The following is a 26,626-nucleotide window of genomic DNA, read 5'->3' as shown; positions in this document are numbered from 1 at the left end:
ATCGATGGGTTATAATTATATACTTACTTACGATTAGTAAGTAATATCCAAAAAGAAAGACTAGGAGAAACTATGACAACATTACAAAAAACAATAGATTTTTTACAAGATAAAATGAAATTTGCAAAACGTTCAGAAACAGAAAATATATGTATTGTAGGACCCGTAAAACTTCCTGTAAAACAAGGTGAATTTGAAGCGACTTTTCAATGGTATTCATGGCATGTTGTTGATGCAAGTTTAACAAAAGAAGAAGTTATAGACTCACTTGCTACGTCGAATTTAGCTTTTGGACAACAGTCATCTGTTCTTGCTTATGGCGATTTTGAAAATGGTGATGAAGCGCTTATACGGATGCACAGTATATGTCACACAGGTGATATCTTTGGAAGTCAACGTTGTGATTGTGGATACCAACTCCATGAATCGATGAAAATGATTAAAGAACATGGATGTGGGGCAATATTTTATTTAGCAAACCATGAGGGTCGTGGGATTGGCCTGTTTTCAAAATCCTTAGCATATTTACTACAAGAGCAAGGTTTTGATACAGTCGAGGCAAATCATGCACTAGGATTTGAAGATGATACTCGTAATTATGAAGATGCCATTCGCGTCCTAGAAACGTTACGACAAAAACCGGTGACACTTATTACAAACAATCCTAAAAAGTTAAATGCTCTAAAAGAACATGGTCTATTGGCAGATGGGCATATTCCACTTTGGGGTGGTTTAACTGAAACAAATAAGTTTTATTTACAAACCAAAATAAATAAATCAGGGCATATCCCATTGAAAAAAGTTACGTTACAGTAAGGAGTTATGCATTATGAAAACAGATCAAGACTATATGCGTTTAGCATTAGAATTAGCAGCTAGTGCAAAAGGAAATACCAATCCGAATCCACTTGTGGGGGCAGTAATTGTAAAAAATGGTGTCATTGTCGGTACGGGACTTCATCGTAAGGCCGGAGAACCGCATGCAGAAGTACATGCCTTCAATATGGCAGGTAGTCATGCAGAAGGGGCAACACTATATGTAACACTTGAACCTTGTTCCCATTATGGCAAAACTCCCCCTTGTGCGAATCGTGTAATTGAAGGTAAAGTAAGTCGGGTCGTTGTTGCTATGCAAGATCCAAATCCACAAGTTGCTGGACGTGGAATTAAGCTTCTTCGCGATGCAGGTATTGAAGTTAAAGTTGGAGTACTTGAAGATGAAGCAAAACGTCTAAATGAACGATTCATACACAATATGCTTACAAGTAAACCTTTTGTTATTTCAAAATTTGCGATGACATTAGATGGCAAAATTGCTACACACACAGGTCACTCAAAATGGATTACTGGAGAAACAGCACGCAAAGATGTTCATGAAATTCGTCATGAAGTAGATGGTATTTTAGTAGGGGTCGGGACTGTACTAGCAGATAATCCATCTTTAACAACTCGATTACCTCAAGGTGGCAAAAATGCATTTCGTATTATTCTAGACAGTAAATTACGTACACCACTTGATGCGAATGTGATGGATACAACAGAAGCAAAAACTATTATTGTTACAGATTCAGCAATTGAGCGTACAAAAGTGGCAGAATATGAAGCAAAAGGCGTGCAAATACTGTATGTTCCTACAAATGAGCATGGCCTTGATTTAAATGCGACTTTAGATATTCTATATCAAGAAGGCATTACAGAGATTTTAGTAGAAGGTGGCGGTGCGGTTCATGCATCGTTTATACGTCAACACCTAGTTGATAAATATATTGTTTATGTTGCACCAAAAATTATTGGTGGCGAACATTCGATTTCTCCAGTACGAGGAGAAGATGTGGACATGATGGATGCAGCCTCACTCTTATCATTTGACACATTTGAAAAAATGGGCGAGGATCTTCGTATTATTGCCTATCCAAAGGGTGAGTAAGTTGAAAGTAGATATATGTGTAGTAGGTGCGGGCCCTGGTGGTACATTACTTGCTTATTTATTAGCAAAGAAGAATATATCTGTACTCTTAATTGAAAAGTCCGAAAAAGTAGGAAAATTTTTTAGAGGCGAGCATATCAACGAAGATGGTGAAGCAATTTTAAAGAAGCATCATTTATTTGATCAAGTAGAAGAACTAGGGCTTTTACGGATAGAGCATATTGAGTATTGGCAAGATGGTAGGCTTTTTAAAGCGATTGAACCAGATCCAGCAATCGGTCATCTAGGTATTCATGTGCCCCAAGCGAATTTGTTGACAGCTATTCTAAACGAAGCAAAAAAACTGCCCAACTTTCATTTATGGCTAAATACTACTGTTTCTGATGTATTACAAGATGAATTGGGTCGCTTTCATGCTATTAAAACGAAGCACGGTGAAGAAATACAAGTTGTTGAAGCAGATTTAATCGTCGGAGCAGATGGTCGTTACTCAACAGTTCGTAAAAAGGCTGGCTTGGATACAACACCCTATATGCACGCATTTGATTTGTTATGGGCTAGAATTCCTGCGCCAACAAATTGGTCGCCATCGATTAAAAATGCAGTCATTGATGATTTACAATTAGCTGTCTATTCACAGGCAAATAATTTTATTCAAATCGGTTGGAATATAGATAAAGGATCATTTCCTTTATTGCGTAAACAATCAATCACACCGTTTATCGATAAACTAATTGAGGCATTTCCTGAGCTCGAAGAAACAGTTCGAAACCATATTCAATCATGGCACGATTTTGTGCTACTAGATGTATTTAGTAGCTTCAGTGAAGAGTGGGGGAAAGAAGGATTGCTATGTATTGGTGATGCCGTACATACAATGACCCCAACAGGAGGATATGGATTAAACTGTGCATTAAACGATGCCGATGCATTAGCGGAATTAATCCATAAAGATCATCTCACACAACTTGATTTTGCCTATTTTACAACAGTACGCAAAAAAGAAGCAAAGAAACTTCTAGCATCACAATTAGAAATGGAACAAACATATACAGAGAACTTTGCCGTATTATCGTAGGAGGAACTTTTTTTGAAATTTGGATTTGATATTGATGATACATTAATTAATTTACGCGAACATGCCTTTCATCTGTACAACAAAAAACTTGGAAGAGAAGTAGGACTTGAAGTTTTTCGTGCATTACAAAGAGTAGAAATTCACGAAGCATTTGGATTAACAGATGAACAAGGCAGTCACATGTGGTCATCTTCTTTAGAAGACATTTACTTTACAGATTGTCCAGCTTTTGAACATGCATTAGAAACACTGCAACAGTTAGAAGCGGATGGTCATGAAATTTACTTCATTACTTCACGCCCAAAACAATATTGTGAAAGAACGCGTGAATGGATGAAAGAAAAAGGTTTTCCGGTGAAAGATGAACAATTTTATTGTGGTATGCAAGATCATGAGAAAATCGAGACAATCAAATCACTAAATCTTGATTACTACTTCGATGACAAACCAGCCGTATTATTAACTCTTGAAGATGTCGAAACAAAAGCAATTGTCATGAACCAATCCTATAATCAAGACGTCAACCTACCACGCCTTAATTCTTGGACTGAATTTAAGTCCTTAGTAAATATATAAAGATTAGTAATAAAAATCTCTAAGTTGATCTGACACCGCTTTAAGTTGGACAAACAGCTTAGAGATTTTTTTGTCAATTACTTTAATCTAAAATATAAAAATAGGGCAATTTACAAAAAAAGACATAAATTCAGCAATACTGAATTTATGTCTTTTAAACTTTTAATAGGATACTATATAAATAGTTGAATTTAAGCCATCAATATATGATCTTTTTTTCCGTGTAAGAAAAAATAAACGGCCAATAAGATGAAAATAAATACTCCAAGCCATAAATATAAGCTACCATATCCAAGCGAAGGAACTAAATAGCCGAGTAGGTAAGGTCCAAATCCAAGACCGACATCCATACCGATAAAATATGTTGATGTTGCTAAGCCCATATTTTCAGGTCTTGTTACCTTAATAGCAAGCGTTTGGAATGTTGAAGAAACATTACCATATCCTATACCAATAATTACACCTGAGATTAATAAAAGGACTGGTGTATGAGAAATACTCAATAGGATTAATCCAATACCGAATAGTATAATTCCTGGATATACGATATAATTGGCACCCTTCGTATCGATTATGCGACCTGAGAATGGGCGTGTAATCAATACAGCTACCGCATAGACAAAGAAGAAAAAACTAGATGCACTAACGACATCGCGTTCTTCGGCGAAGAAATTGATAAAGGCAATGATGCTTGCATAACCTAACGCAAATAACATCATTAAAATACCGATAGGCAATGCTTTAAAATCGATAAATTGTGAAATGTGGAACCCTTTTACTTCTGTCGTTTTTGTAGTAGCTTGTATTTTAGGTACTTTTGTGAAAAATCCACTTAAAACGGTAAACAAACCAAGAATAAAGCAAAGTGCGAAAATGATGAAGTAAGAAGTATATTGACTTAACATTAAACCAAGGAATGGTCCGATAGCAGTACCTAATGTTGTACTCATACTAAAGTATCCAATACCTTCACCTTTACGTGCAGCTGGTAGAATTTGTGCAACAACTGTACTTGTAGCAGTAGATGCAATACCGACTGCGACCCCGTTTACAAAGCGGCTAGCAAGTAATACTGCGACGCCTGCTTGGATGAAATAAAATGCTAGTGTAATGGTAAAGAAGATTAATCCAATCATAAGGATTTTTTTTGCACCGACTTTATTGATAATACGCCCTGTAATAATACGGCCAATTAATGCTCCCACAATGTAAATACCGGAAATCAATCCAGCTTCTGCAGCCGATGCATGATATACCTTCGCTGCAAAAGAGGCCATCGTTACCATTAACAAATAGAAGATGACCATGATTATAAAGTTAATTAGGGACATATCAATAAAGTTTTTTGTCCACAGTTTTTCTTGTGAATTACTCACTGTTGATTCTCTCGCTCTCTTGATATTAATTTGTTTTTAACCTTCTCTAATGTCTCCTGTGTAATCCGCTGTTCTTCTTCAGAAATACCTTCAAGTAATTCAAGTTCAAAGCTATTGACTTTTTCAAGAAGTTCATTAAAAATTTGATGTCCGTTTTCTGTGATTATGACATTCTTTTTACGACGATCTGTTTCTGAAGGATGCATTTCTATTATGTTGAGTGATATTAAATGTTTGATTGCTCGCGTCACATTGCCGCGGTCCATGTTTAAATAACGGCCAACATCAATAAGTGCTAAATGTGGGGCAGAAACTAGAAGATAGAGTATAGCCCATTCCGGACGGCGTAAATTATGTTTTAGTAAAAAATCATTTAATTGTCTGTCAAAGGGATGATATGTCAAAATAATATCGAAAAATAATTTTTTGTTATACATGATTAATTCCTTCCATTTTTGTTGTCAGTGACAACATTTTTCGACTAATAAATTGGATTATACTATTTTATATCGGTGAATTCAATATAAAAATTTATTACTGTTTATTCTCTATTAATCGTAATTTTTCTTAATTTAGGATTATGGAATGACAAATTATTAAGTGGGATAATCATGTGCAAATAATAATAAAAAAAGCGTCAAAACCAAGTAATAAAGGGTTTGACGCTTTTTCTCCTATAACTGTTTTAATATTCTACTTCAATTTGAATAATAGATTCAATAGTTAACTCTTGATAAGTAGTTAGGTTTTTTGCTTAGAAAGAGAATCAATAAATTCCATACATTTGACGATTCTTTCATCTTTAGAATCTTCCGGTATCAGTGGTGTAAAACCTACCAATGTTAAAATTGCAACTAATTGTTCATTCAAGATTATTGGCATACTACAAGACGAAATGTATTGGACAAGCGGTTCTTTGTAACTTGCAAAGGAGTTTTTTTGTGTATTAATGATTTTCTCTAAAATAATTGATTCTGAAATGCTTTTTGAAAAGTTTGGATCAAAAGCTGCTTGAACAACGCCCGTAGATGAAGCCAGGGGCAAGTAAGAGCCCATCTGTGCCCCAATGTTAACTCCATAAAGTGAATGGTGAATACCTGAAACAATAGGTCCTTCAGATGAGGGAATAGCAATAAGTGTTGTAAGATCGGTTATTGTACTTAAATGTTCTAAATTTGAGATCAGTTCATCGATGAAAGGCACCTGTTTTCTGGCAATGGATTGTTGCCATTCAAGCAATTTAGGACCAGGTGAAAACGTGTTTTCCTTACTGTTTTTTTGAATAAGGTTTGCTTCCGCTAATGTAGATAAGTATTTATAAAGATTGCTAGTTTTTAAATCGGAAAGTGCTTGAATCTCCGTGAATTTTAAGGGTTTTTCTTGATGAATGATTACATCTAATAAGTCAATTCCTGTTGCGAGAGATTGTATAACTGCATTGTTTTGCTGCTTTATCACTTCAATTTCTCCTTTATTGTTAATAATTATTTTTTGTCAGACAGTTGACACAATTCATAATTTATTATAATCTAATTATCGTAATAGTAAACAAATTTCACTATAAGTGGAATCGAAAATATAAAGGGGGTACCTCAAATGACAAAACAAAGTGATGTAATCGTAGTAGGTGGAGGTATTGGAGGACTTGCTGCAGCATTAAGTATTGAAAAGAAAACTGGTAAAAGTGTGAAGGTGTTAGAACAAGCTCCTGAATTCGGAGAAGTTGGGGCAGGAATTCAATTAGCACCAAATGCACTTGAAGTGTTAAAACAACTTGGGGTTATGCCTGAAATTAAAAAATTAGCAGTTTTTCCAAAACGTTTAGTTTTAAAAGATATGTATACAGCTGAAGAATTAGCAGTATTAGATTTAGGTGAAGCTTTTAAAAATCATTATGAAAACGGTTACCTAGTAATGCACCGTTCAGACTTGCACCGTGTTTTATTTAATGAGTGTAAAAAATACCCAAATATTTCATTCGAAACAAATCAAGTAATCGTAAGCGCTGAGAATACAGCTGAGGGTGCAGTCGTAAAAAATAATAAAGGTGATCAATTTGAAGCAGATGCTGTTATCGGAGCAGACGGTTTAAAATCAAATATCCGTAAACATTTCAGTGATGATGAACCGATTTGCTCAGAATATGTAGCTTATCGTGGAACAATTCCAATTGAAGAAGTATCAAATGATACTAACTTAGATGATGTTATGATGTGGATTGGACCAAATATGCACTTAGTACAATATCCAGTAAGACGTGGAGAACTTTACAACCAAGTTGTTGTATTTAAATCATACGAGTACAAAGAAGATAGTAATGATTGGGGTACACCAGAGGAAATGGATCGCCGTTTTGCAAATGCCCATCCTCAAGTGGTTAACGCTATCTCATTCATTCACCGTCAAATTCGCTGGCCAATGTATGATCGTCTACCACTTGATAACTGGACAGATGGCAATATTGCGCTACTTGGTGATGCAGCACATCCAATGCTTCAATATTTAGCTCAAGGTGCATGTCAAGCATTTGAAGATGCACTTGTAATTGGCGAAAAACTTGCAGAATCTGATTCTTATAATGAAGCTTTCTTAGCATACCAAGAAGAACGAATTCCTCGTACTGCAAAAGTTCAAGGAAATGCACGTGCATGGGGTGAATTTATCCATGCTGAAGATCCATTCATTATTAAATTAAGAGATGTTATTTTTGAACGTCACAATAAAGATGATATTAATGTACCTGAATTTTTATATGGCTATCATCTTCGTCGTAAATTAACTGAAACAGTTAAATAGAATCTTATTAAAGTGGAGAATTTTCCTCTGACTTTTTATAGCCAAATACTGCAGACATTTCAAGAATGATTGGCATAATATTTTGGATTAAATCCGCTTCTTTTGAAGAGGGAATGTCTTCTGTGAATCCAACAATAGCAATGGCTGCAATAATTTGATTTTGATAGTTTAGTATAGGAAAGCTAATAGATGAAACATGTCGGACGAGAGGCTCTTTTGAATAGGCGAACTTTTGATTGCGGATTTTCACAAGCTCGTTTTCAAAAGTAGCAATCTGACTTTTTGCGATAGACTCTTGCTTCCATTCTTGTACGATATCATCTGCTGAGAAGGCAGCGAACACTTTACCTACAGATGATAGTAATGGAAGAACTGTTCCAATATGCGCACCAATGTTTAGACCAAAATTAGTATTAACGATTTGGGTAATAATTGGACGATCATTCACCCAACTTGCCAATAATGTAGTCATATTAGATTCCGTACTTATTTCTTTTAAATGGTAAGACATACGTTGCAAAACTTCATCGTGATGCATTAGTTTACTACCGTATTCAAGTAATGCGTATCCAAGAGAATAATCTCCAAGCTTAGGATCTCGATAAAGCATATTTGCTTGAATGAGAGTATTCAAATATTTGTATAAATTACTTTTTGTAATGCCTGTAGCATCTTGAATTTCAGTGAATTTCATTGGTGACTCACTATTAGCAACCAATTCAATAATGCTAAGACCTGTAGCAAGTGAAGCAATTGTTGAATTATTTGTAGCGATAGAAATCTCTCCTTTGTTAAATGAATCTATGCAGTATCATGGCATAAATAATTGAATATGTCTATGTTTTTACAAAACATGGAAGTTTTGAGGCTTATCAAATTAGTAGATTAAATTAATTCAGCAAAATTAAATTTTAGCGTAGGAAAGAGGTAAAAAAATGAAAATTATTACATTTACAGAAAATGGCCGCGAGCGATTAGGCGCACTTGAAGGAACACAAGTTATTGATTTAAATAGAGCAACTGAAGAAGCATTAAAAGCTGAAGGAAAAATCCGTGCAGCTCAAATTGCACAAGCTTATGTACCACAAGATACAAAGGGCTTTTTAGAAGGTGGAGAAGAGAGCTTCGCTTTAGCACAAAAAGCTATTGAATACGCACTAAGTGGAAAATCAGATGTACAACTTACTTATGAAAAAGATTCTGTCAAAATTGGCGCTCCTATTACTAACCCAGGAAAAATCGTTTGTGTAGGACATAATTATCGCGAACATATTTTAGAAATGGGTCGTGAATTACCTCCAAATCCAGTAATCTTTGCTAAATATGCAAATACGCTAATTGGTCCAGAAGAAGATATTCCATTCTATCCAATTTCAGAACAACTAGATTATGAAGCAGAATTTACATTCGTTGTTGGTAAACGTGCAAAAAATGTATCAGAAGTAGATGCACTAGATTACGTGGCAGGTTATACCATTACAAATGATGTAACTTACCGAGACATTCAACGCCGTACATTACAATGGCTTCAAGGTAAAACAGTTGATGGCACTGCTCCAATGGGACCATATTTAATTACAACTGATGAATTACCAGATGCATCAAATCTTGAAGTAGTATTAACTGTGAATGGTGAGGAACGTCAACGTTCTAATACAAAGAATCTTGTATTTACAGTACAAAAAATGGTAGCATTCTTATCTGAACTTATGACACTAGAACCAGGAGATGTTGTCTTAACAGGTACTCCAGGTGGTGTAGGTGTTGCTCGTAATCCTCAAGTGTTCTTAAAAGAGGATGACGTTGTACGTGTTGAAATTGAAAAAATTGGTCATATCGAAAACAAAGTGAAGTCAGTATCTAAGGAGCTTGTTGCACGATGATAAATTTAATAGATGAAACTTCTCGCTTTCATCAAGCAATTGAACAAATGAAAACACTTTTAGAGTCAATTGATCCAAAACTATTTCATCAAAAGCCATCAGAGGAAGAATGGTCTGTTGCTCAAGTAGCTTCTCATATCGATGAGGCTGTATCTTTTTGGTTAGATGATATAAAGGCATTGCAAATTGTACCAGGTGCAAAATGGGGACGTAATCATGAACATGTGCGTCGTCTAGCAGCTGTTGCAGATGCTGTAACAGAGCAGTTAACACCTGAAAAGGCGATTGAAATACTAACAAAGCTTGATCAAAATGTTCAAGAGGTATTAAATACAATCACAGAAGAACAACTAGCTTCTACTGCACCAAGTTATAATCCGAATTTTGATCAAAAGCCGATGTCGTTTATTGTAGATCATTTAATTGTGAAACATGCAGAAGGTCACTATGGCCAAATGGAAAGACATCTTAATAAAGTTAAGGAACTTAATTTAATATAGAATCGGAGTGGTAAATATGGCAGAAAAACAAGATTTTTACCAAGATCAAGATGTCCAAGATTTTGATCGCGATATACAACGTTACCATTTAGGACCTCTATGGCATGCAATCCCAGAATTAATGAAACATACTCCAGAGCCACATGCACAAGCATATCTATGGAAATATGACTTAATCTATAAAAAATTAATGGACGCATCTGAAATTTTCACACCTGAACGTGGTGGTGAACGTCGTGCGATTTACTTCCAAAACCCTGGTTTAAACTATCGTCAACCATGGGGCTGGGCATCAACAACTCAAACATTGTATGCTGCAGTGCAGTTGTTACTTCCTGGTGAAGCAGCGCCTTCACATCGTCACGTACAAAATGCACTTCGCTTCGTAATGGAAGGAGAAGGTGCATATTCAATTGTTGATGGTCAACGTATTTTCATGGAACGTGGGGACTTTGTTGTAACACCAGCTGGCTCTTGGCACGGTCATGGACATCCAGGTGATAAGCCTATGATTTGGATGGATTGTTTAGATATTCCTACTGTCTATTACGCGGCGGGAACATTCTTTGATCCATATGCAGATGGCTTACAACAACCTACAGTTCCTGATAATTTTACACAAAGTCGCTACCAAGGTGGCATGGTTCGTCCGATTGGCGACCGTTATCCAAAGAGCGTACCAGTTGGAAATTACAAATGGGCAGGAACAATTGCAGCATTAAACGGATTACAACAATTCGAGCCAGATCCATACGATGGCTACGCTGTTGAGTTTATCAATCCTACTAATGGAGAAACAGCAGTACCTACAATTGCTGCATGGATGCAACTTTTACCAAAAGGCTTCCATTCAAAAGCACATCGCCATACGCATTCTTCTATCTACCATGTACATGAAGGATCAGGCTATACGGTTATTAATGGTACACGCTTTGATTGGTCAAAAGGTGATTACTTTGTTGTTCCAAACTGGGCATTGCATGAGCATGTTGCATTAGAGGAAAGCTTATTATTCCAATCAAATGATTTACCAATCATGGAGAAATTTAATTTAGAACGTAAAGTCAATTATGATAGCAATAACGGTTTCCAAACTGTAAAAGATGAATTTAAGCCGGTTATCTTAACTTCTCAAATATAACTAAAAGAGAAAAAGCGCAAAATATGCGCTTTTTTCTCTTTTATACAAAAAAATAGTTAGATTTTTTATGAAAAAATGAATTTTCTGTTAAAAAACTATTGAAAACGTTTTCGTAAACTCTTATAATCTTCTCAAGGGACACTTATTAATAACTTTGTTCACTATGAATAGAAAGACAGGGGTGCGGAGAATGAAAAATGTTCACGTTAATGATGTAATTGCTCAGAGCAAAATTACAAAATTCCACATAATGTTACTGATTTGGGGATTCATTTTAATCTCTTTTGATGGTTATGATTTAGTAGTTTATGGGACAGTTGTACCTGTACTGATAAAGGAATGGGGATTGACATCAGTCCAAGCAGGTGCGTTAAGTAGTTATGGATTATTTGGTATGATGTTTGGTGCCATTGTATTTGGGATTTTAGCTGACCGTATTGGGCGTAAAAAAGTCATTGCAATTACGGTTATCTTGTTTAGTTTATTTACAGGAGTATGTGGTTTTGTTACTTCACCTACATTATTCGGAATATTCAGATTTGCAGCGGGTTTAGGGTTAGGTGGAATCATGCCAAATGTAATCGCGCTATTAACGGATTATTCTCCAAAAAAATATAAAGGTACTATTATTGCCATTGTATTATGTGGATATTCTGTTGGGGGAATATTAGCGCCAATCTTAGGAATTACCATAATGCCGACACTTGGCTGGGAGTCTATTTTCTGGGTAGCGTTCATTCCACTTGTTATTTTACCGATTATGTATCATAAATTGCCTGAAACACCACGTTATTTAATAAAAAAGAATCGTTTAAAGGAATTGGCTCTTACACTTCAAAAAGTAGAACCTACAAAGAATTTTAATGAAACGATGCAGTTTACTATTTTAGAAACAGAAGCAACAAAAACCGGTCCTTTAGCATTATTCCGGGAAAATAGAGCATTAAGTACGATTTTATTTTGGATAGCATTTTTCTGCTGTTTGCTAATGGTTTATGGCCTAAATACGTGGTTGCCAAAGCTTATGATTCAAGCTGGCTACGGTTTAACATCAAGTCTTTTGTTCTTAGTTGCTTTACAAGGCGGAGCAATTATAGGTTCATTAATCATTGGTCCATTAGCGGATCGCTATGGCTTTAAACGTTTGCTTGTACCGATGTACGCATCCGGTGCAGTGGCATTAACATTATTAGGGTTTGGTGGAAGTCAAGTTTGGATATTCTTCTTAGTAATGGTGGCTGGGGCTGCTACAATTGGCTCTCAAAATATTGTACAAGCATATGTATCTCAATATTATCCAGCGTTTATTCGATCTACAGCACTTGGGACATCTTCAGGCGTAGGACGAATTGGCGGGATGATGGGACCAATTTTAGGTGGCTTTTTACTCACCCTAACATTACCTAATTATCAGTACTTTTTAGCATTTGCAATACCAGGTGTAATCGCAGCTATTGCTTTAGCTATTGTACCTGTTAAAGCACAAGCAAAGGCTGATACATTAGAGGAAACAACAATCTCTTCAATTCCTTCTGTAGAATAAGAAAAAATTGCATATAAAATACTAAAAAGGCACTTGCTATAACAAGTGCCTTTTTGCTTGCTACGAATTACATAGCTTCTAATAATCCTTTAATAAGACCAACAAATTTAGTATTTACTTGACCTGCAACTTCAATCACTTCTTCATGATTTAAAGGTTGATCAAGAATTCCACATGCCATATTTGTTAAACAAGAAATACCAAGTACTTTCATATTTCCATGTTTTGCTACGATTGCTTCAGGAACAGTTGACATACCAACTGCATCAGCCCCTAATGTGCGGACCATACGAACTTCAGCTGGCGTTTCATAAGTAGGACCGCTCCACCAAGCATAAACACCTTGTTGCAGTGAAATATTTTGTTTTGAAGCTACTTCTAAAGCTACATTACGTAATTCTTTACTATAAACTTCAGAAAGGTCAGGGAAACGTGTTCCTAATTCATCATTATTTGGACCGATTAATGGATTTGCACCTGCTAAATTGATATGGTCAGTGATTAGCATTAAGTCCCCAGGTGCAAAGTTTGTATTTACCGCGCCACAAGCATTCGTAACGATTAAATTTTCAATGCCAAGTGCTTTCATGACACGAACAGGGAATGTTACTTCATCTAAAGTAAACCCTTCATAATAGTGGAAGCGACCTTTCATAGCTGCTACTGTCTTTCCATTTAAAGAACCAATTACAAGTTCATTGGCATGTCCAATAGCACTAGATTTTGCAAAGTGTGGAATCTCACTATATGGAATGCTAATTGAATTTTCAATTTCATCAGCAAGATTTCCAAGTCCTGAGCCTAATATTAAACCGACCTCAGGTTGTTGGCTAGTCTTGCTTAAAATGAAATCTTTTGCTTCCATAATATCTTGGGTGTTATGCATTAATAGTTCCTCCTTGAATTGTTGCTACTTTATTGCGAATAGCACTATCTCAAATAAAAGCTTAAACGAAGTTAGAATCTTTGTAAAATCAAAATAACTAAAATGGTATGTATATCAGTTTAAATTTATAAAAGGAAGTAATTTTGGGGTAAACTTACTAACCATTTATAAGGTTTGCTAACTAAAAATGTTGATGAAATTCTTTTCTTATTTAAAGATTTGTATGATGTTTTAGCTATTTATCGTTTAATCGATTTGAAAGAAACAAAAGATTTATTCAGTCATCCTTTGTCTCTTTTTATATTGCTGATAGGTAATAATCGTTGTTTTAAGTGCTGCATAGTTTCCAATGGCTGCATATCCGTAAAACCATCCCATAAACAGTCCTGCTATAAGATTGTGGCGGTGACTGATAAAAACAGAAATAAATAAACCTAAAATAAGGGGAAGTGTTGGAACATATTTTTTTGGTATTCGAAGGTAGATCTTTAAAATTTGCGTTACAATCATGATTATAGGAATGGCATAAACTGCATCCCAAAAGTTCGTATGAATTAGTGGGAATTCCACCATAAGTACACCTCTTTTTTAAAATCCTATATTAAGTATTTGTCTTTTTATTAATCTCCCCAAAAAGTCTATATTTATTCTTTAGTACTATGATTACTTTTTTAACGAGTGTTCCATAAATTTGGAGTTTCTTCTTATTTAATATGGAGAAATAAAAACGACCTGATATAGAATCAAATATTTTATATCAGGTCATATTTATATAATAAAAATATTGAATATCAAAATCATTTATATCTATTTCTTAAGAAAGTCTCAGTAAATTGGATAAAATGCTCTAACATTTTAGATTGAATTCGATTCTTATTCCAAACCAGACCAACTGTTCTTGAACATTTTGGTTCAACAATTTTTAGCTTAGCCATATTAATCTTCTGAATTCGTTCTGCAGATAATATAGTAGGGTAGAATGCAATTCCAATGCCCTGTTCAACTAATTGATAGGTAATACCTGTTTCTTCACCCTCGAACATGATTTTGGGATAAAAACCAGCTTTCATGCAAAAGAGTTCTGTCATTTCACGGAATTGATATCCTTTTGGCATGACAATAAAAGGTTCGTCACATAATTGCTTTAATGAAATTTCCTTTTTATTTGCAAGTGAATGGGTAAGTGGTACAGCCATTTGAATTTCTTCTTCTATTAGAGGCAACCACATAATATCATCACCAAAAACGGGTTGTGTTGAAATGCAGAGATCAATCTCTCCTGTCTCAATCAGTTTCTTAATGTGAGAGGGAATTACTTGGCGTTGTTTAAAGCGGGCCTCTGGGTGCATTTTGTTAAATTCCCCCAATAACTCAGGGAGAATAGTTGGAATCGTAACAGCGATTGAAATGATATTATTCTCTTTTCCTGCTAATTGATCTAATTCTGCTTCGCCTTCTTGGAGCGATAAGAAAATTTTCTCTACTGTCCCTAAATAACTTTCACCAAAATTATTTAGTTTAATATTACGACCTACTCGATCAAATAATTCATATCCAAGATTTTCTTCTAATTTTGAAATCATTTTACTTAAGGCGGGTTGTGAAATGTTTAATTCATCAGCTGCACGAGTCAAATGCTCATGCTTAGCTGTTACTTGAAAATAACGTAATTGCATTAAATCTATGAAAAACACCCCCGAAATCTTTACCATTAGTATAACCAAATTACCATGGTCATTCATTTATGCAATCTAAAAAAAGAGCAAGAATTTATTGGAGGATGGAGTAATAAGTTGATTATATTTCTGAGTATTATTTTTCAAATACTTGGAAATAGAGAATTAATAATTATTTATAATAGCTTTGTTATAGAAAATCGATAGAACAAAAGAATAATATCACGTACTGATTGATACATAGCTCTTCAAAATTACTTGTAAACCCAAATTATTAACACCAAACTAGTATAATTCTGATTTCTAAAAATGAAAAATAGATTTTTTTATATAAATAGATAACCAAAAAGTTATGAAAAAGAAAAAAGCAGGAATTGAATTAATATCGATTCCTGCACATTGAAAAAAATATTATTTTGGTTTTACTAAAAGTCCACCTTGTTTAAGGTATTTTTCGATACCTTCTGCTGCACGGTAAGATAGAGCTCCAAGTGTACCTGTTGGGTTAAAGTTACTGTTATGAGGGAATGCAGATGAACCAACTACAAAGACATTGTCAGCATCCCACATTTGTAAGTAAGTGTTTACTGCAGATGTCTTAGGATCCAACCCCATAATTACACCACCAGTATTATGTGTGTTTGAATCTTTGTTTACATTGAAGTTTGGTGTATCAGTGCTAGTTTCAATGATGTCTGCACCAATTTCATTCCCAATTTTTGCTGTTACTTTAGCCATATATTTACCCATAGCTTTATCATTATCAGTATAATCATAAGTCATGCGAAGAAGTGGCATGCCATATTCGTCTTTGTAAGTTGGGTCAAGGTCTAGATAGTTGTAACGGTCTGGCATAGTTGCACCTTGAGTTTTTACTGGGAAGTTAGAGTTAGCATATTTTATAGATTTCGCTTTGAATTCTGCTCCCCAAGCAGGTGTGCCACTTGGTACTCGGTTTGTATGGATTGGACGGTCACCATATTGTGTTACACGAATACCTGCGCCATGGATAAAGTTAACATTCGAATGGTCGAAGTTATCACCTTCAAATTCAGGAATTTCAATACCTAATGCACCAGCGCCTCCGTATAAGTTAAATTCTTTGTTTTCAAAGAATAATTGAGTAGTACCAAATGTCATTTGGTAGCAATAGTTTTTGCCAATTGTACCTGTTTTAGTTTGAGGGTTGTATGGAGTACCAACTTTAGAGTTCAACAATAAACGAGCATTGTTAAATACATAACTTGCTACTACAACAACGTCAGCCGGTTGTTCATATTCAACACCTGTTAAAGTATCAACATAAAGTACACCTGTTACTTTATCACCAGTTTTTAAGAGTTTAAGAACATTGGCATGTGTACGAAGATCAAGTTTACCCGTTTTCTTTGCAACTGGAATAACTGTAACAGCGGGGTCGGCTTTTGCTCCGTATTCACACCCGAAGTTTTCACAGTAAGCACAATATTGACATGCACCACGTGATACACCATCTGGGTTTGTATAGTTTTCAGATAAATTACCAGAAGGAATGACATATGGTTTATAGCCTAGTTTTTTAGTAGCTTTTTCAAACATTTTCATGATTGTTGTTTTCTTCATTGGGCCTGTTGGATATGGATTTGAGCGTTTTCCCCAAGGTTCTCCAACTTCTTCACCAGATGTACCAGCCATTTTTTCAAATTTATCATAATATGGTTCCATATCATCGTATGTCAATCCCCAGTCTTGAAGAGGCATGTTAGCAGGGATTTTGTTTTTACCATATCTTTTTTCAGTTAATGTTTTGATTTCAAAATCGTAAGGCAAGAAACGATATGTTTGACCATTCCAGTGACTACCTGCACCACCTACGCCATCTCCGACAATGAAAGTACCGTATTGGCGCATTGGGAGTGCTGCTTCTTTTATACTGTTTCTGTGTGTAATTGTTTCTTTTGTTAAATCTTGCATTAATTCTGTACGTGATTGGTAACGAAGTTCATCGTGACCCATTGCATAATCAGCAGTAGTGCGATCTTTACCACGTTCAAGCCCAACAACATGTATACCTTTTTTTGTTAGCTCAGCTGAAACGATACCGCCTGCCCACCCCATACCTACTACAACTACGGGTACTCTATTTAATTTTTTAGCCATGCTATTTCAATCCTTTCTGTAATCAATGACTCATGTGGCTGTTTAAGCTTTCTGGTTTAAGATTTTCAAATTTGTCATTTGTAATCTGTGCAGTAAAACTCATGCGAGAACCAGGATATTTTCTCATGCTCCAACCTTTCATATCTTGGTTACCGCCATACATAGGATCAGCGTAAACACCTTCGATTGTTAAGATGCGAAGTAAGTTAAAGAATTCAGTTGAAGTAGTACCGTTAAGCTTTACTTTGCCATCAGCAAATGCTGTTAAGACTTTATCTTGTTTCTTTGCATCAAGACCTTGGAATTTATCTTTGAAGTTCTTTTGACTATAAGTATCTAGTGCTGCAAGTCCTGATAAGAAAATGTCTTTACGTAACATTCTCGTTTGAGAAACTGCTGTTTCACGGCCAGGTAAGAATGGTCCAAAGCGATAATCTTTAGCGTTGATACCGTACGAACCTGCTAATTGATGATCAATGTAAATCGCTGCATTTAATTCTTTGGCCCCAGGACCATTATCGTCAGACGGGAAAATACGATCTGCAGCAGCTTGTGTTGTGTTGAACTGATCTTGTGTAAAGAACATTAATGCAACGTTTGGGTTTGCTGTAAGCTGTGTCATATTCATTTTAGAACTTCCATTGTTTGAAGCAGCTTTTGGCTTGTTGTTCATATTTAGCAATCCACCGAATGCACCACCAATAACTAAGCCTCCAATGGTTAAACCCGAATTTTTAAGAAAGCTACGTCGAGAATTATCATCAACGTGATCTTGTTTTTTATCTTTTTCAGACATTTGCGTCGACCTCCAAAAATATTTATCTAAAAAATTACTGGAAAGCTTAGATAGATTATAAAAACGATAAACTTCGCAATAAGTGCTTAAGTTAAATTGCCAATACATTTATCTTTCCAGTAAACCTTGAATCATTTAATTGCACCCGTAAAAGGTATAAAAAATGAATATTTTATGCATTGGAAATTATATGACCTTGATAACAAGAAATCATTTTACATTACTTTTTTGAAATTAGTAAAGATGTTTGTTTATAACAAACGATTTTATATAATAAATCTACCTTGAAAATGTGAAATTGAATATTAGCTAAAATACTACATTATATAGAATTTATTAATTAAAATTTAGGTAAAATTGAATTTATTTATTTATGTAAAAATTTTAATTTATGTAAGGTAATTTTTTAAAGGTGAACTCAGACGCTGAGAAATTAAAAAAACAGGGTTTTTATATGAAAATGAATGAAAAAAACAGTATTGACATAAATGAATAAATATAAAATTAATTAAATAAATATTTATCTTTAGCTAGAGACTTAGAAAATGTTTTTATATGTAAAAAAAGTGAAAAAATGCATCAAATAATTTATGTGAATTTAATTTCTAATGTTATTAAAAAACCTTGATTATAAAAGGTGCTTCAATTTTGGTAAAAAAGCATCACTTTTCAGGTAAAAAAATAAAAATTATTATTATAGAATTTCTCATTTATAGGATAAAAGAATGGATACATAACTAATAAGTTATGGGATTGAATTAATAAAATTTTCTAAATAAAAAAGAAGATGAATAAAAGGTGAATAATTTTCTAATAAAAATAAGCTTTATAATTGATTAGACGTATAATATGATGTTTCTAGTAAAGATTTTTTGTTATTTGTTTTTAATCATTTTATTCTTATATCAATTTAGTTAAAAAAATATAATGTATTTTTCAGAAATACAATTGTATTTATACGCAAAATTTATTAAAATATAAAAAAACTTATTTGTAGCACAATTTAGTTTGAAAATCATTTCCATATGTAAAGTGAATTCCAAGCTACTATATTTATAACTTTTATTTAGTTTTAAAAATAAAAGTATGAACATGTGCATCTTTGTCAAACAACAGGAGGGGAAAGAAATGGCTAACGAAGAATTAAAAAGGGGTTTGGAATCAAGACATATTCAAATGATTGCACTTGGGGGGACAATCGGTGTTGGTTTGTTTATGGGTTCTGCAAGTACGATCAGCTGGACGGGCCCATCGGTTATGCTTGCCTATGCAATAGCAGGTATATTTGTATTTTTTATCATGCGTGCAATGGGTGAAATGCTATATCTAGAACCAACAACAGGTTCATTTGCAACATTTGCTCATCAATATATTCATCCACTAGCTGGTTATCTGACAGCTTGGAGTAACTGGTTCCAATGGGTAATCGTTGGGATGTCAGAAGTAATTGCAGTAGGGTCTTATATGCAATATTGGTTCCCAGATTTACCAGCATGGGTTCCTGGAATTATCGTAATGATTATTTTAGGAAGTGCCAATTTAGTATCTGTTAAATCATTTGGTGAATTTGAATTTTGGTTCGCTTTTATTAAAGTTATTACAATTATATTAATGATCATTGCAGGGTTTGGATTAATATTCTTCGGTCTTGGCAATGGTGGGGAAGCATTAGGAATTTCAAATTTATGGTCTCATGGAGGATTCTTTACTGGTGGCTTTAAAGGTTTCTTCTTTGCTTTATCACTAGTAGTTGGAGCATACCAAGGCGTGGAACTAATTGGGATCACAGCAGGTGAAGCAAAAGATCCTAAAAAAACACTTACAAAAGCAATTAATTCAATTATTTGGCGTATTTTAATCTTCTATATTGGTGCCATTTTCGTAATCGTCACAGTCTATCCATGGGATCAATTAAAAGAAGTAGGTAGCCCATTTGTTGTAACATTTGCAAAAGTAGGTATCACAATAGCTGCTGGTTTTATCAACTTTGTTGTGATTACTGCTGCAATGTCAGGATGTAATAGTGGTATATTCAGTGCAGGTCGTATGATGTATACATTAGCTGAAAATGGACAAGCGCCTAAATTGTTTGGAAGGGTTTCAAAAAATGGTGTTCCATATTGGGGAACAATAGCAGTTTTAATAGGTTTAGTAATTGGTATAATTTTAAATTTTGTTGCACCTTCAAAACTTTTCGTGTATGTATATAGTGCAAGTGTGTTACCAGGGATGATCCCATGGTTTGCACTCCTTATCGCACAAATACGTTTTAGAAAAGTACATGCAGATAAGATGAAGACACATCCATTTAAAATGCCTTTTGCACCAGTAAGTAATTACGCTACAATTCTCTTCTTGTTTGTTGTATTAGTCGGTATGTGGATTAATGATGATACTCGTATCTCATTAATTGTAGGAATCATCTTCTTAGCAATGATGACAATCCTGTTCTATGCATTTGGCATGAATAAACGTGAAGCTAAAACAAGCAAGACAGAAAATAAGACTCATATCAGTTCACCCGTAACAAAATAATTATTCTGATTACTTATATGAAGTAGTTTGAAATAACGTGGATGGCATCAAGGACATTAAAATCCTTGGTGCCATTTTTTTGAGAAACAATTTTCGGGTCTATTGTTATATGCCAGATTTATTAGAACTAGGCCTACGAAGAAGGTATAAGGACTCCATATTAATAAAGGTAAGAATGGAAAAGCATATTTAATTGAAATTTTGAATGGAAATTACCTATGTAAATTAGTAAGCGGAAAATTGTTGAAGTTGAAGTAACTAAGACTCCCCGCTCACCTGCAGGAAAGCGTAAACTATAAAATAAAGTATGAAATACCTTTTAGACCCACAGAAAAGCAGAGTAATCGAATAAACTCACTTTGCCTATAGTAAAGATACGAACCAGTTGAATTAGCATATTAAGTAATTATGTGAAATAGCAAAAATTCATAATATTTAGTAATATAGTGTTGAAGAGTTAAGGAGTTTAGCATTTTGATTTCCATAAACATTGAGAGAGTATATTAAGGAAGTGAATTGCTTTGCAAATAATATCAAATAAAGAGCAACAAGTATGTCCAATCATTTTCCCAGCACCATATGGATCTGTAGGAACATATAATTTTTTTATTATGAAACAAAATAACTCACTAACACTTATTGATGCAGGCATTAATCATGATAGTTGTTGGGAACATTTAAATCTTACATTAGCAGAACTCGAGGCTAATGTATCAGATATAGAATGTATCCTTTTGACACATCATCATGAAGACCATGTTGGGTTATTAAAACGAATTTTAGCGGTAAAAGATATTCCAATCTATGCACATCCAATTGCGATTCAAAGATTACAAATGGATTCCTCGTTTTTTCATATGAGATATCAGTTTTTCGATAACTTATATAAAGAAATGGATTGTCATTCGGATGCACGACCACGATTAGAAAAAATGAAGAAAACTTTAAATGAATTAAACGAAAGAAAACTAACAGCGGAATTTATACCTATCCAACAGGGGGATATTGTTTGTGGATTTGAAGTCATTGAGACACCGGGCCATTCACCGGATTCAATTAGTTTTTTGGACAGGAAACGAAAATGGGCATTTACTGGCGATTTAATTCTTAAGGATTTTCCAACAAATGCAATTATAGATCCTGACCAAAACGGAATTCGGTTAAAATCCGTCTCACAACAAAGAGAATCATTAGTAAAATGTGCGGAAATGGATGTACAATTTGTCTTCCCTGGGCATAAAACAATTATTGAAGAACATAAACAATTGGTGAATCAAAAATTAGCTAGTATGAATCGCAAATCACAAAGGCTGTTAGCGCTAATAACTGAATGTTCACAGACAGCAAGCTCATTAGCAAAACGGTACTATAAATCCAAATATAAAACCGAATTTTCACTTGTTATGTCAGAAATTATTGGCCATCTTGACTACTTAGAAGAGCAAAATTCCGTTGGAAAAGAAAAAATAGATGGGAAATGGATTTATTCTATAAAATAAAAATACAAGATTTCACTATTGTATAATAATAGATTTTGCTGCAGATTGGTGAAACGGTACGAAATATTCATCGAAAACATCTGCGTTTTTTTTCTTAAATATATTACAAAATAAAAGATTTGTTGGTTTGTTATTTTTGGGGTTATTTAAAAGAAAAAAGACCAACGAACGAAATCCCAACCTTAATATTATTTCAATCAACTATTATAGGTGGCATAAATCTTATCATTTCAACACATAATAGTAGAAATCAAAAATTACGAAGACTTTCAAAATCACTAATTTTGTCGTACGAAATGTTTTTAAGTATAAATCAAAGTATGCTATCATGGTTACAGGGAGAGTGAACACAATTGCGTAGAAAAAGAGGAAAACTTCTAAAACACGAAAATGTTATTGTGTTCCCTGGAACAGTAGACAAACTTTTTGCAGATGGAAAGCAGTATGCTGAAAATTATCAATATGATAAGGCAGTTGAATCGCTAAGAATGGCGTTGGAATATACTGAAGGGGATGAAAATCTCTTAAGTGTCTATGCTTTTTCATTGTATGAAACCCGTAATTTTCAAGAAGCAAAAGTAATTTGCGAGAAGTTACTTGCCATTGGTCCACAGCTATACATAGAAACAATGGAACTTTATCTTACAGTGTTGATGGAATTGAAAGAGTTTAAACAAGTTGAGACATTAATTGAATCTTTACTTGAGGAGGACGTAATTCCACCAGAATCCCAAGATAAATTTATACGGATTAAAAACTTAAATGCGATGATTGCAGATACGCAAGAGGAAGAGAATCTGCTCGAAGTTGATGTGGAAAAAGTAAGTGGTCAACTTGAAACAGATCAATTCTTTGCTCAAACAACATTAGAGCAAATGCAGCAATTACAAGCTATACGTGAAGTAAATGTAAGACCACTGAAGGATTTAATGGTTGCTATTATTGAAGATAATAGAGCTCATCCAATGATACAAAGCTTTGCCTTATATTTACTTGTACAACAAGAAGTTGATCTTGAAGTCCAAGTGAAAAAATTTTATCAAGAACTAACTGTAAATCCAGCAAAGCTACTATTCCCTGATGAAATGCCAATTGCAAAACAAGTATTAAGTATTGTAGAAACAGCATTAGAAAAGGAACCATCAACATTAGAAATGGTTCAATATCTATTAGCAAGACATATGTTCGTAACGTATCCCTTTGAGTGGTTTCAATATCAAGCAGATGAAATAGCAGATGGATATATCGATTACGTACATTCTATGTTTGGAGAAGTAACAGAAACGGACTATGAATTAATGGACTTGATAAACCGTTTAGAGGAGCACTCTGAGGTCACCAATGTATGAAATAAGTTGAAACTATAGCTATCTATGATATACTAAAACAGTTGTGAAAGTCGTATTAACGAATGAATAGTCCAACATTTGAAATTAATTTTGGAGGTATTATAAATGTCAGCAAAATGGGAAAAACAAGAAGGTAACTCTGGATTATTAACAGTAGAAGTACCTGCTGAAAAAGTAAACGAAGCTTTAGATCAAGCTTTCAAAAAAGTTGTAAAACAAATTAACGTACCAGGATTCCGTAAAGGTAAAATGCCTCGTCAAATGTTCGAAAAGAAATTTGGTGTAGAATCATTATACCAAGATGCTTTAGAACTTTTAGTAAACGAAAACTATCCTTTAGCAATCGATGAAACTGGAATCGAACCAGTAGATCAACCAGAAATCGATTTTGAAATGGAAGACCTAGGTAAAAACAAAGACTTCAAATTCACTGCAAAAGTAGTTGTGAAACCAGAAGTTAAACTTGGCGATTACAAAGGCCTTGAAGTAACTAAACAAGAAACAACAGTTACTGATGAAGAAATCGAACAACAATTAAAAGACCAACAAACTCGTCTTGCTGAATTAGTTGTAAAAGAAGATGGCGCTGTAGAAAATGGCGACACTGCTGTAATCGATTTCGAAGGCTTCCAAGATGGCGTAGCATTCGAAGGCGGTAAAGGTGAAAACTATTCACTTGAAATCGGTTCGGATTCATTCATCCCTGGATTTGAAGAACAATTAGTAGGTGTAAAAGCTGGCAAATCTAAAGACGTTGTTGTAACATTCCCAGAAGAATATCATGCTGCTGAACTTGCTGGTAAAGAAGCTACTTTCAAAGTAACTGTAAAAGAAGTTAAAGCAAAAGAACTTCCAGAATTAAATGATGATTTCGCTTCAGAAATCGATTCAGAAGTTGAAACTTTAGATGAACTTAAATCTAAACTTAAAGAAAAAACAACTACTGAAAAAGAAAACGCTGCTGAAACAGCTTTACGTGATGACTTAGTTGAAAAAGCTGCTGAAAATGCTACAATTGATATTCCAGAAGCTATGGTTGAAACTGAAATTAACCGTATGCTACAAGAATATGATCAAAGTTTACAAATGCAAGGTATGAATCTTGACCTTTACTACCAATTCTCTGGTCAAGACGAAGCTGCATTACGTGCTCAAATGAAAGAAGATGCAGCATCTCGCGTGCGTGTAGCACTAGTTCTTGAAGCAATTGCTGAAGCTGAAAAAGTTGAAGTAACTGAAGAAGATATCAACGCTGAATTAGAAAAAATGTCTGAACAATTCAAAATGGACGTTGAACAAATTAAATCAGTTCTAGGTGGTACTGCTGTACTAGAACATGATGTGAAAATCCGCAAAACAGTTGAATTATTAGTTGAAAACGCTAAAGTAACTGAATAATGCAGTTCTATTAGTAAACCTGAACAAGGTACGGGTTTTAAATCCGTACCTTGTTTTCTTCACATAAAGACGGAATTTTTAGATAATACATATTAGAGAGTAATATTGTTACATCAAATCATAATATTTGATAATATAGAATGAATCTTGTAACATTGTTGCTTGAATAGGGGTGAAATAATTGTTCAAATTTAATGATGAAAAAGGCAATTTAAAATGCTCTTTCTGTGGTAAACCTCAAGAACAAGTACGTAAACTAGTTGCAGGGCCAGGAGTATATATTTGTGATGAATGTATCGATCTTTGTTCTGAAATTGTTGTTGAAGAACTTGGCACAGAAGAAGAAGTTGAGCTAAAAGACATACCAAAGCCAAAAGAAATACTAGATATTTTGGATGATTATGTCATCGGACAAGAACGTGCCAAAAAAGCGTTATCTGTAGCGGTTTACAATCACTACAAGCGAATCAACTCTAATAGTAAAGTTGATGACGTAGAGCTATCTAAGTCAAATATCGTATTAATCGGGCCTACAGGTAGTGGTAAAACATTATTAGCCCAAACTTTAGCTCGTATCATAAATGTACCATTTGCTATTGCTGATGCTACTTCTTTAACAGAAGCAGGTTATGTAGGTGAAGACGTTGAGAATATTCTTTTAAAGCTAATTCAAGCTGCTGATTATGATATTGAACGTGCAGAAAAAGGGATTATCTATATAGATGAAATCGATAAAGTTGCACGTAAATCTGAAAATCCATCCATTACACGTGATGTATCAGGTGAAGGTGTTCAACAAGCACTTCTTAAAATTCTTGAAGGGACAACAGCAAGTGTTCCTCCACAAGGTGGACGTAAACACCCTCATCAGGAATTTATTCAAATCGATACAACAAATATCTTATTCATCGTAGGTGGAGCTTTTGATGGCATTGAATCCATCATCAAACGCCGCATGGGTGAAAAAGTAATCGGTTTTGGATCTGATGTCAAAAAGCATAATACAGATGATAAAAACTTGATGAAACATTTAATTCCAGAAGATCTATTGAAATTCGGTTTAATCCCAGAATTTATTGGCCGTTTACCAGTATTGGCTAGCTTAGAACAATTGGATGAAGATGCACTTGTACAAATTTTAACAGAGCCAAAGAATGCATTATCTAAGCAATATCAGAAAATGCTTGAACTAGACAATGTTGAACTTGAATTTGAAAAAGATGCATTATATGAAATTGCTAAAGAAGCAATTGAACGTAAAACAGGTGCTCGTGGTTTACGCTCAATTATTGAAAATATTATGTTAGATGTAATGTTTGAGCTACCTTCTCGTGATGATATTACGAAATGTATTATTACGAAAGAGACCGTTATTGAAAAAGCACGTCCAAAATTGCTTTTAAATGATGGTACTGAGTTAGATCCAGACAACGAAAAAACGTCTGCATAAGAACAACTGATTGAAAAGCTGGCATCGAACAAGTGCCAATTTTGCACTTGTTCGTTGACCGGCTTTTTTAATGGAACA

At 34.4% G+C, this 26,626-nt stretch carries 23 protein-coding genes; 14 read left to right on the top strand and 9 right to left on the bottom strand.

The annotated features are described in order from the left end of the window. Positions 1 to 72: 72 nt before the first annotated feature. Genes ACWV26_RS13975 through ACWV26_RS13960 form a run of 4 tightly spaced genes read left to right on the top strand, consistent with a single transcriptional unit; the run spans position 73 to position 3,581 of the window. On the top strand, positions 73 to 816 hold the full coding sequence (locus ACWV26_RS13975; protein ID WP_455895341.1) for a GTP cyclohydrolase II: 744 nt from the start codon (positions 73 to 75) through the stop codon (positions 814 to 816). A 13-nt stretch (positions 817 to 829) separates the two neighbouring features. Further along, positions 830 to 1,927, top strand: a complete 1,098-nt coding sequence (ribD, locus tag ACWV26_RS13970; RefSeq protein ID WP_455895340.1) for a bifunctional diaminohydroxyphosphoribosylaminopyrimidine deaminase/5-amino-6-(5-phosphoribosylamino)uracil reductase RibD — start codon at positions 830 to 832, stop codon at positions 1,925 to 1,927. A 1-nt stretch (position 1,928) separates the two neighbouring features. Then, positions 1,929 to 3,005 carry an FAD-dependent monooxygenase gene (locus ACWV26_RS13965; RefSeq protein WP_455895339.1) on the top strand — a complete coding sequence of 359 codons (1,077 nt, stop codon included), beginning with the start codon at positions 1,929 to 1,931 and terminating at the stop codon, positions 3,003 to 3,005. Between the two features lie 12 nt (positions 3,006 to 3,017). Next, positions 3,018 to 3,581 (top strand): 5' nucleotidase, NT5C type, encoded by a 564-nt coding sequence (locus ACWV26_RS13960; RefSeq protein WP_455895338.1) that lies wholly within the window; start codon positions 3,018 to 3,020, stop codon positions 3,579 to 3,581. 191 nt (positions 3,582 to 3,772) lie between these two features. Here the strand turns inward: ACWV26_RS13960 and ACWV26_RS13955 are convergent, their stop codons facing one another. From ACWV26_RS13955 to ACWV26_RS13945, 3 genes are all read right to left on the bottom strand, one after another. Next, positions 3,773 to 4,957, bottom strand: coding sequence for an MFS transporter (locus tag ACWV26_RS13955; protein WP_455895337.1), 1,185 nt, complete (start codon positions 4,955 to 4,957; stop codon positions 3,773 to 3,775). Further along, on the bottom strand, positions 4,954 to 5,394 hold the full coding sequence (locus tag ACWV26_RS13950; protein ID WP_455895336.1) for a MarR family winged helix-turn-helix transcriptional regulator: 441 nt from the start codon (positions 5,392 to 5,394) through the stop codon (positions 4,954 to 4,956). Before ACWV26_RS13950 ends, ACWV26_RS13955 begins: the two co-directional genes overlap by 4 nt. Positions 5,395 to 5,698: 304 nt before the next feature. Beyond that, the gene (locus ACWV26_RS13945; RefSeq protein ID WP_455895335.1) at positions 5,699 to 6,415 is read right to left on the bottom strand and encodes a helix-turn-helix domain-containing protein; all 717 of its coding nucleotides are present in this window, start codon (positions 6,413 to 6,415) and stop codon (positions 5,699 to 5,701) included. 138 nt (positions 6,416 to 6,553) lie between these two features. Here ACWV26_RS13945 and ACWV26_RS13940 point away from each other — a divergent pair, with 138 nt between their 5' ends. Next, positions 6,554 to 7,753, top strand: a complete 1,200-nt coding sequence (locus ACWV26_RS13940) for an FAD-dependent monooxygenase (RefSeq protein WP_455895334.1) — start codon at positions 6,554 to 6,556, stop codon at positions 7,751 to 7,753. A gap of 7 nt (positions 7,754 to 7,760) precedes the next feature. Here the strand turns inward: ACWV26_RS13940 and ACWV26_RS13935 are convergent, their stop codons facing one another. After that, a complete protein-coding gene (locus tag ACWV26_RS13935; RefSeq protein WP_455898261.1) occupies positions 7,761 to 8,507 on the bottom strand; it encodes an IclR family transcriptional regulator in 747 nt (248 codons plus the stop codon). Positions 8,508 to 8,688: 181 nt separating this feature from the next. On the opposite strand from ACWV26_RS13935, the gene ACWV26_RS13930 reads away from it, so the two are divergent. The 4 genes from ACWV26_RS13930 to ACWV26_RS13915 all read left to right on the top strand — a co-directional run bounded on the left by ACWV26_RS13930 (position 8,689) and on the right by ACWV26_RS13915 (position 12,820). Beyond that, positions 8,689 to 9,636 (top strand): fumarylacetoacetate hydrolase family protein, encoded by a 948-nt coding sequence (locus tag ACWV26_RS13930; protein WP_455895333.1) that lies wholly within the window; start codon positions 8,689 to 8,691, stop codon positions 9,634 to 9,636. After that, positions 9,633 to 10,136, top strand: coding sequence for a DinB family protein (locus ACWV26_RS13925; protein WP_455895332.1), 504 nt, complete (start codon positions 9,633 to 9,635; stop codon positions 10,134 to 10,136). The genes ACWV26_RS13930 and ACWV26_RS13925 overlap by 4 nt, the downstream gene beginning before the upstream one ends. 16 nt (positions 10,137 to 10,152) lie before the next feature. Beyond that, the gene (locus ACWV26_RS13920; protein ID WP_455895331.1) at positions 10,153 to 11,277 is read left to right on the top strand and encodes a cupin domain-containing protein; all 1,125 of its coding nucleotides are present in this window, start codon (positions 10,153 to 10,155) and stop codon (positions 11,275 to 11,277) included. 190 nt (positions 11,278 to 11,467) lie between these two features. Further along, positions 11,468 to 12,820 carry an MFS transporter gene (locus ACWV26_RS13915; protein ID WP_455895330.1) on the top strand — a complete coding sequence of 451 codons (1,353 nt, stop codon included), beginning with the start codon at positions 11,468 to 11,470 and terminating at the stop codon, positions 12,818 to 12,820. 67 nt (positions 12,821 to 12,887) lie between these two features. Here ACWV26_RS13915 and ACWV26_RS13910 read toward each other — a convergent pair whose 3' ends face one another. The 5 genes from ACWV26_RS13910 to ACWV26_RS13890 form a co-directional block, all read right to left on the bottom strand. Then, positions 12,888 to 13,706: a purine-nucleoside phosphorylase gene (locus tag ACWV26_RS13910; RefSeq protein WP_455895329.1), complete on the bottom strand. Its 819-nt coding sequence runs from the start codon at positions 13,704 to 13,706 to the stop codon at positions 12,888 to 12,890. 273 nt (positions 13,707 to 13,979) lie between these two features. Continuing rightward, the gene (locus ACWV26_RS13905; protein ID WP_455898260.1) at positions 13,980 to 14,276 is read right to left on the bottom strand and encodes a hypothetical protein; all 297 of its coding nucleotides are present in this window, start codon (positions 14,274 to 14,276) and stop codon (positions 13,980 to 13,982) included. 227 nt (positions 14,277 to 14,503) lie between these two features. After that, on the bottom strand, positions 14,504 to 15,382 hold the full coding sequence (locus ACWV26_RS13900) for a LysR family transcriptional regulator (RefSeq protein ID WP_455895328.1): 879 nt from the start codon (positions 15,380 to 15,382) through the stop codon (positions 14,504 to 14,506). 411 nt (positions 15,383 to 15,793) lie between these two features. Continuing rightward, positions 15,794 to 17,521: a GMC family oxidoreductase gene (locus ACWV26_RS13895; RefSeq protein ID WP_455895327.1), complete on the bottom strand. Its 1,728-nt coding sequence runs from the start codon at positions 17,519 to 17,521 to the stop codon at positions 15,794 to 15,796. 22 nt (positions 17,522 to 17,543) lie between these two features. After that, on the bottom strand, positions 17,544 to 18,317 hold the full coding sequence (locus tag ACWV26_RS13890; protein ID WP_455895326.1) for a gluconate 2-dehydrogenase subunit 3 family protein: 774 nt from the start codon (positions 18,315 to 18,317) through the stop codon (positions 17,544 to 17,546). 1,128 nt (positions 18,318 to 19,445) lie between these two features. On the opposite strand from ACWV26_RS13890, the gene ACWV26_RS13885 reads away from it, so the two are divergent. From ACWV26_RS13885 to clpX, 5 genes are all read left to right on the top strand, one after another. After that, positions 19,446 to 20,852: an amino acid permease gene (locus ACWV26_RS13885; protein WP_455895325.1), complete on the top strand. Its 1,407-nt coding sequence runs from the start codon at positions 19,446 to 19,448 to the stop codon at positions 20,850 to 20,852. A 521-nt stretch (positions 20,853 to 21,373) separates the two neighbouring features. Next, on the top strand, positions 21,374 to 22,351 hold the full coding sequence (locus ACWV26_RS13880) for an MBL fold metallo-hydrolase (protein ID WP_455895324.1): 978 nt from the start codon (positions 21,374 to 21,376) through the stop codon (positions 22,349 to 22,351). Positions 22,352 to 22,704: 353 nt separating this feature from the next. Further along, complete coding sequence (locus ACWV26_RS13875; protein ID WP_455895323.1) at positions 22,705 to 23,700, top strand: DUF3196 family protein; 996 nt, start codon at positions 22,705 to 22,707, stop codon at positions 23,698 to 23,700. A 105-nt stretch (positions 23,701 to 23,805) separates the two neighbouring features. Continuing rightward, on the top strand, positions 23,806 to 25,098 hold the full coding sequence (gene tig, locus ACWV26_RS13870) for a trigger factor (protein ID WP_455895322.1): 1,293 nt from the start codon (positions 23,806 to 23,808) through the stop codon (positions 25,096 to 25,098). Between the two features lie 181 nt (positions 25,099 to 25,279). Beyond that, complete coding sequence (gene clpX / locus ACWV26_RS13865; RefSeq protein WP_455895321.1) at positions 25,280 to 26,548, top strand: ATP-dependent protease ATP-binding subunit ClpX; 1,269 nt, start codon at positions 25,280 to 25,282, stop codon at positions 26,546 to 26,548. Positions 26,549 to 26,626 lie beyond the last annotated feature (78 nt).

This window comes from Rummeliibacillus sp. JY-2-4R, from assembly GCF_053847205.1.
Note: the sequence above shows the minus strand (reverse complement) of the source record. Positions and strands in the feature narration are given on the sequence as shown.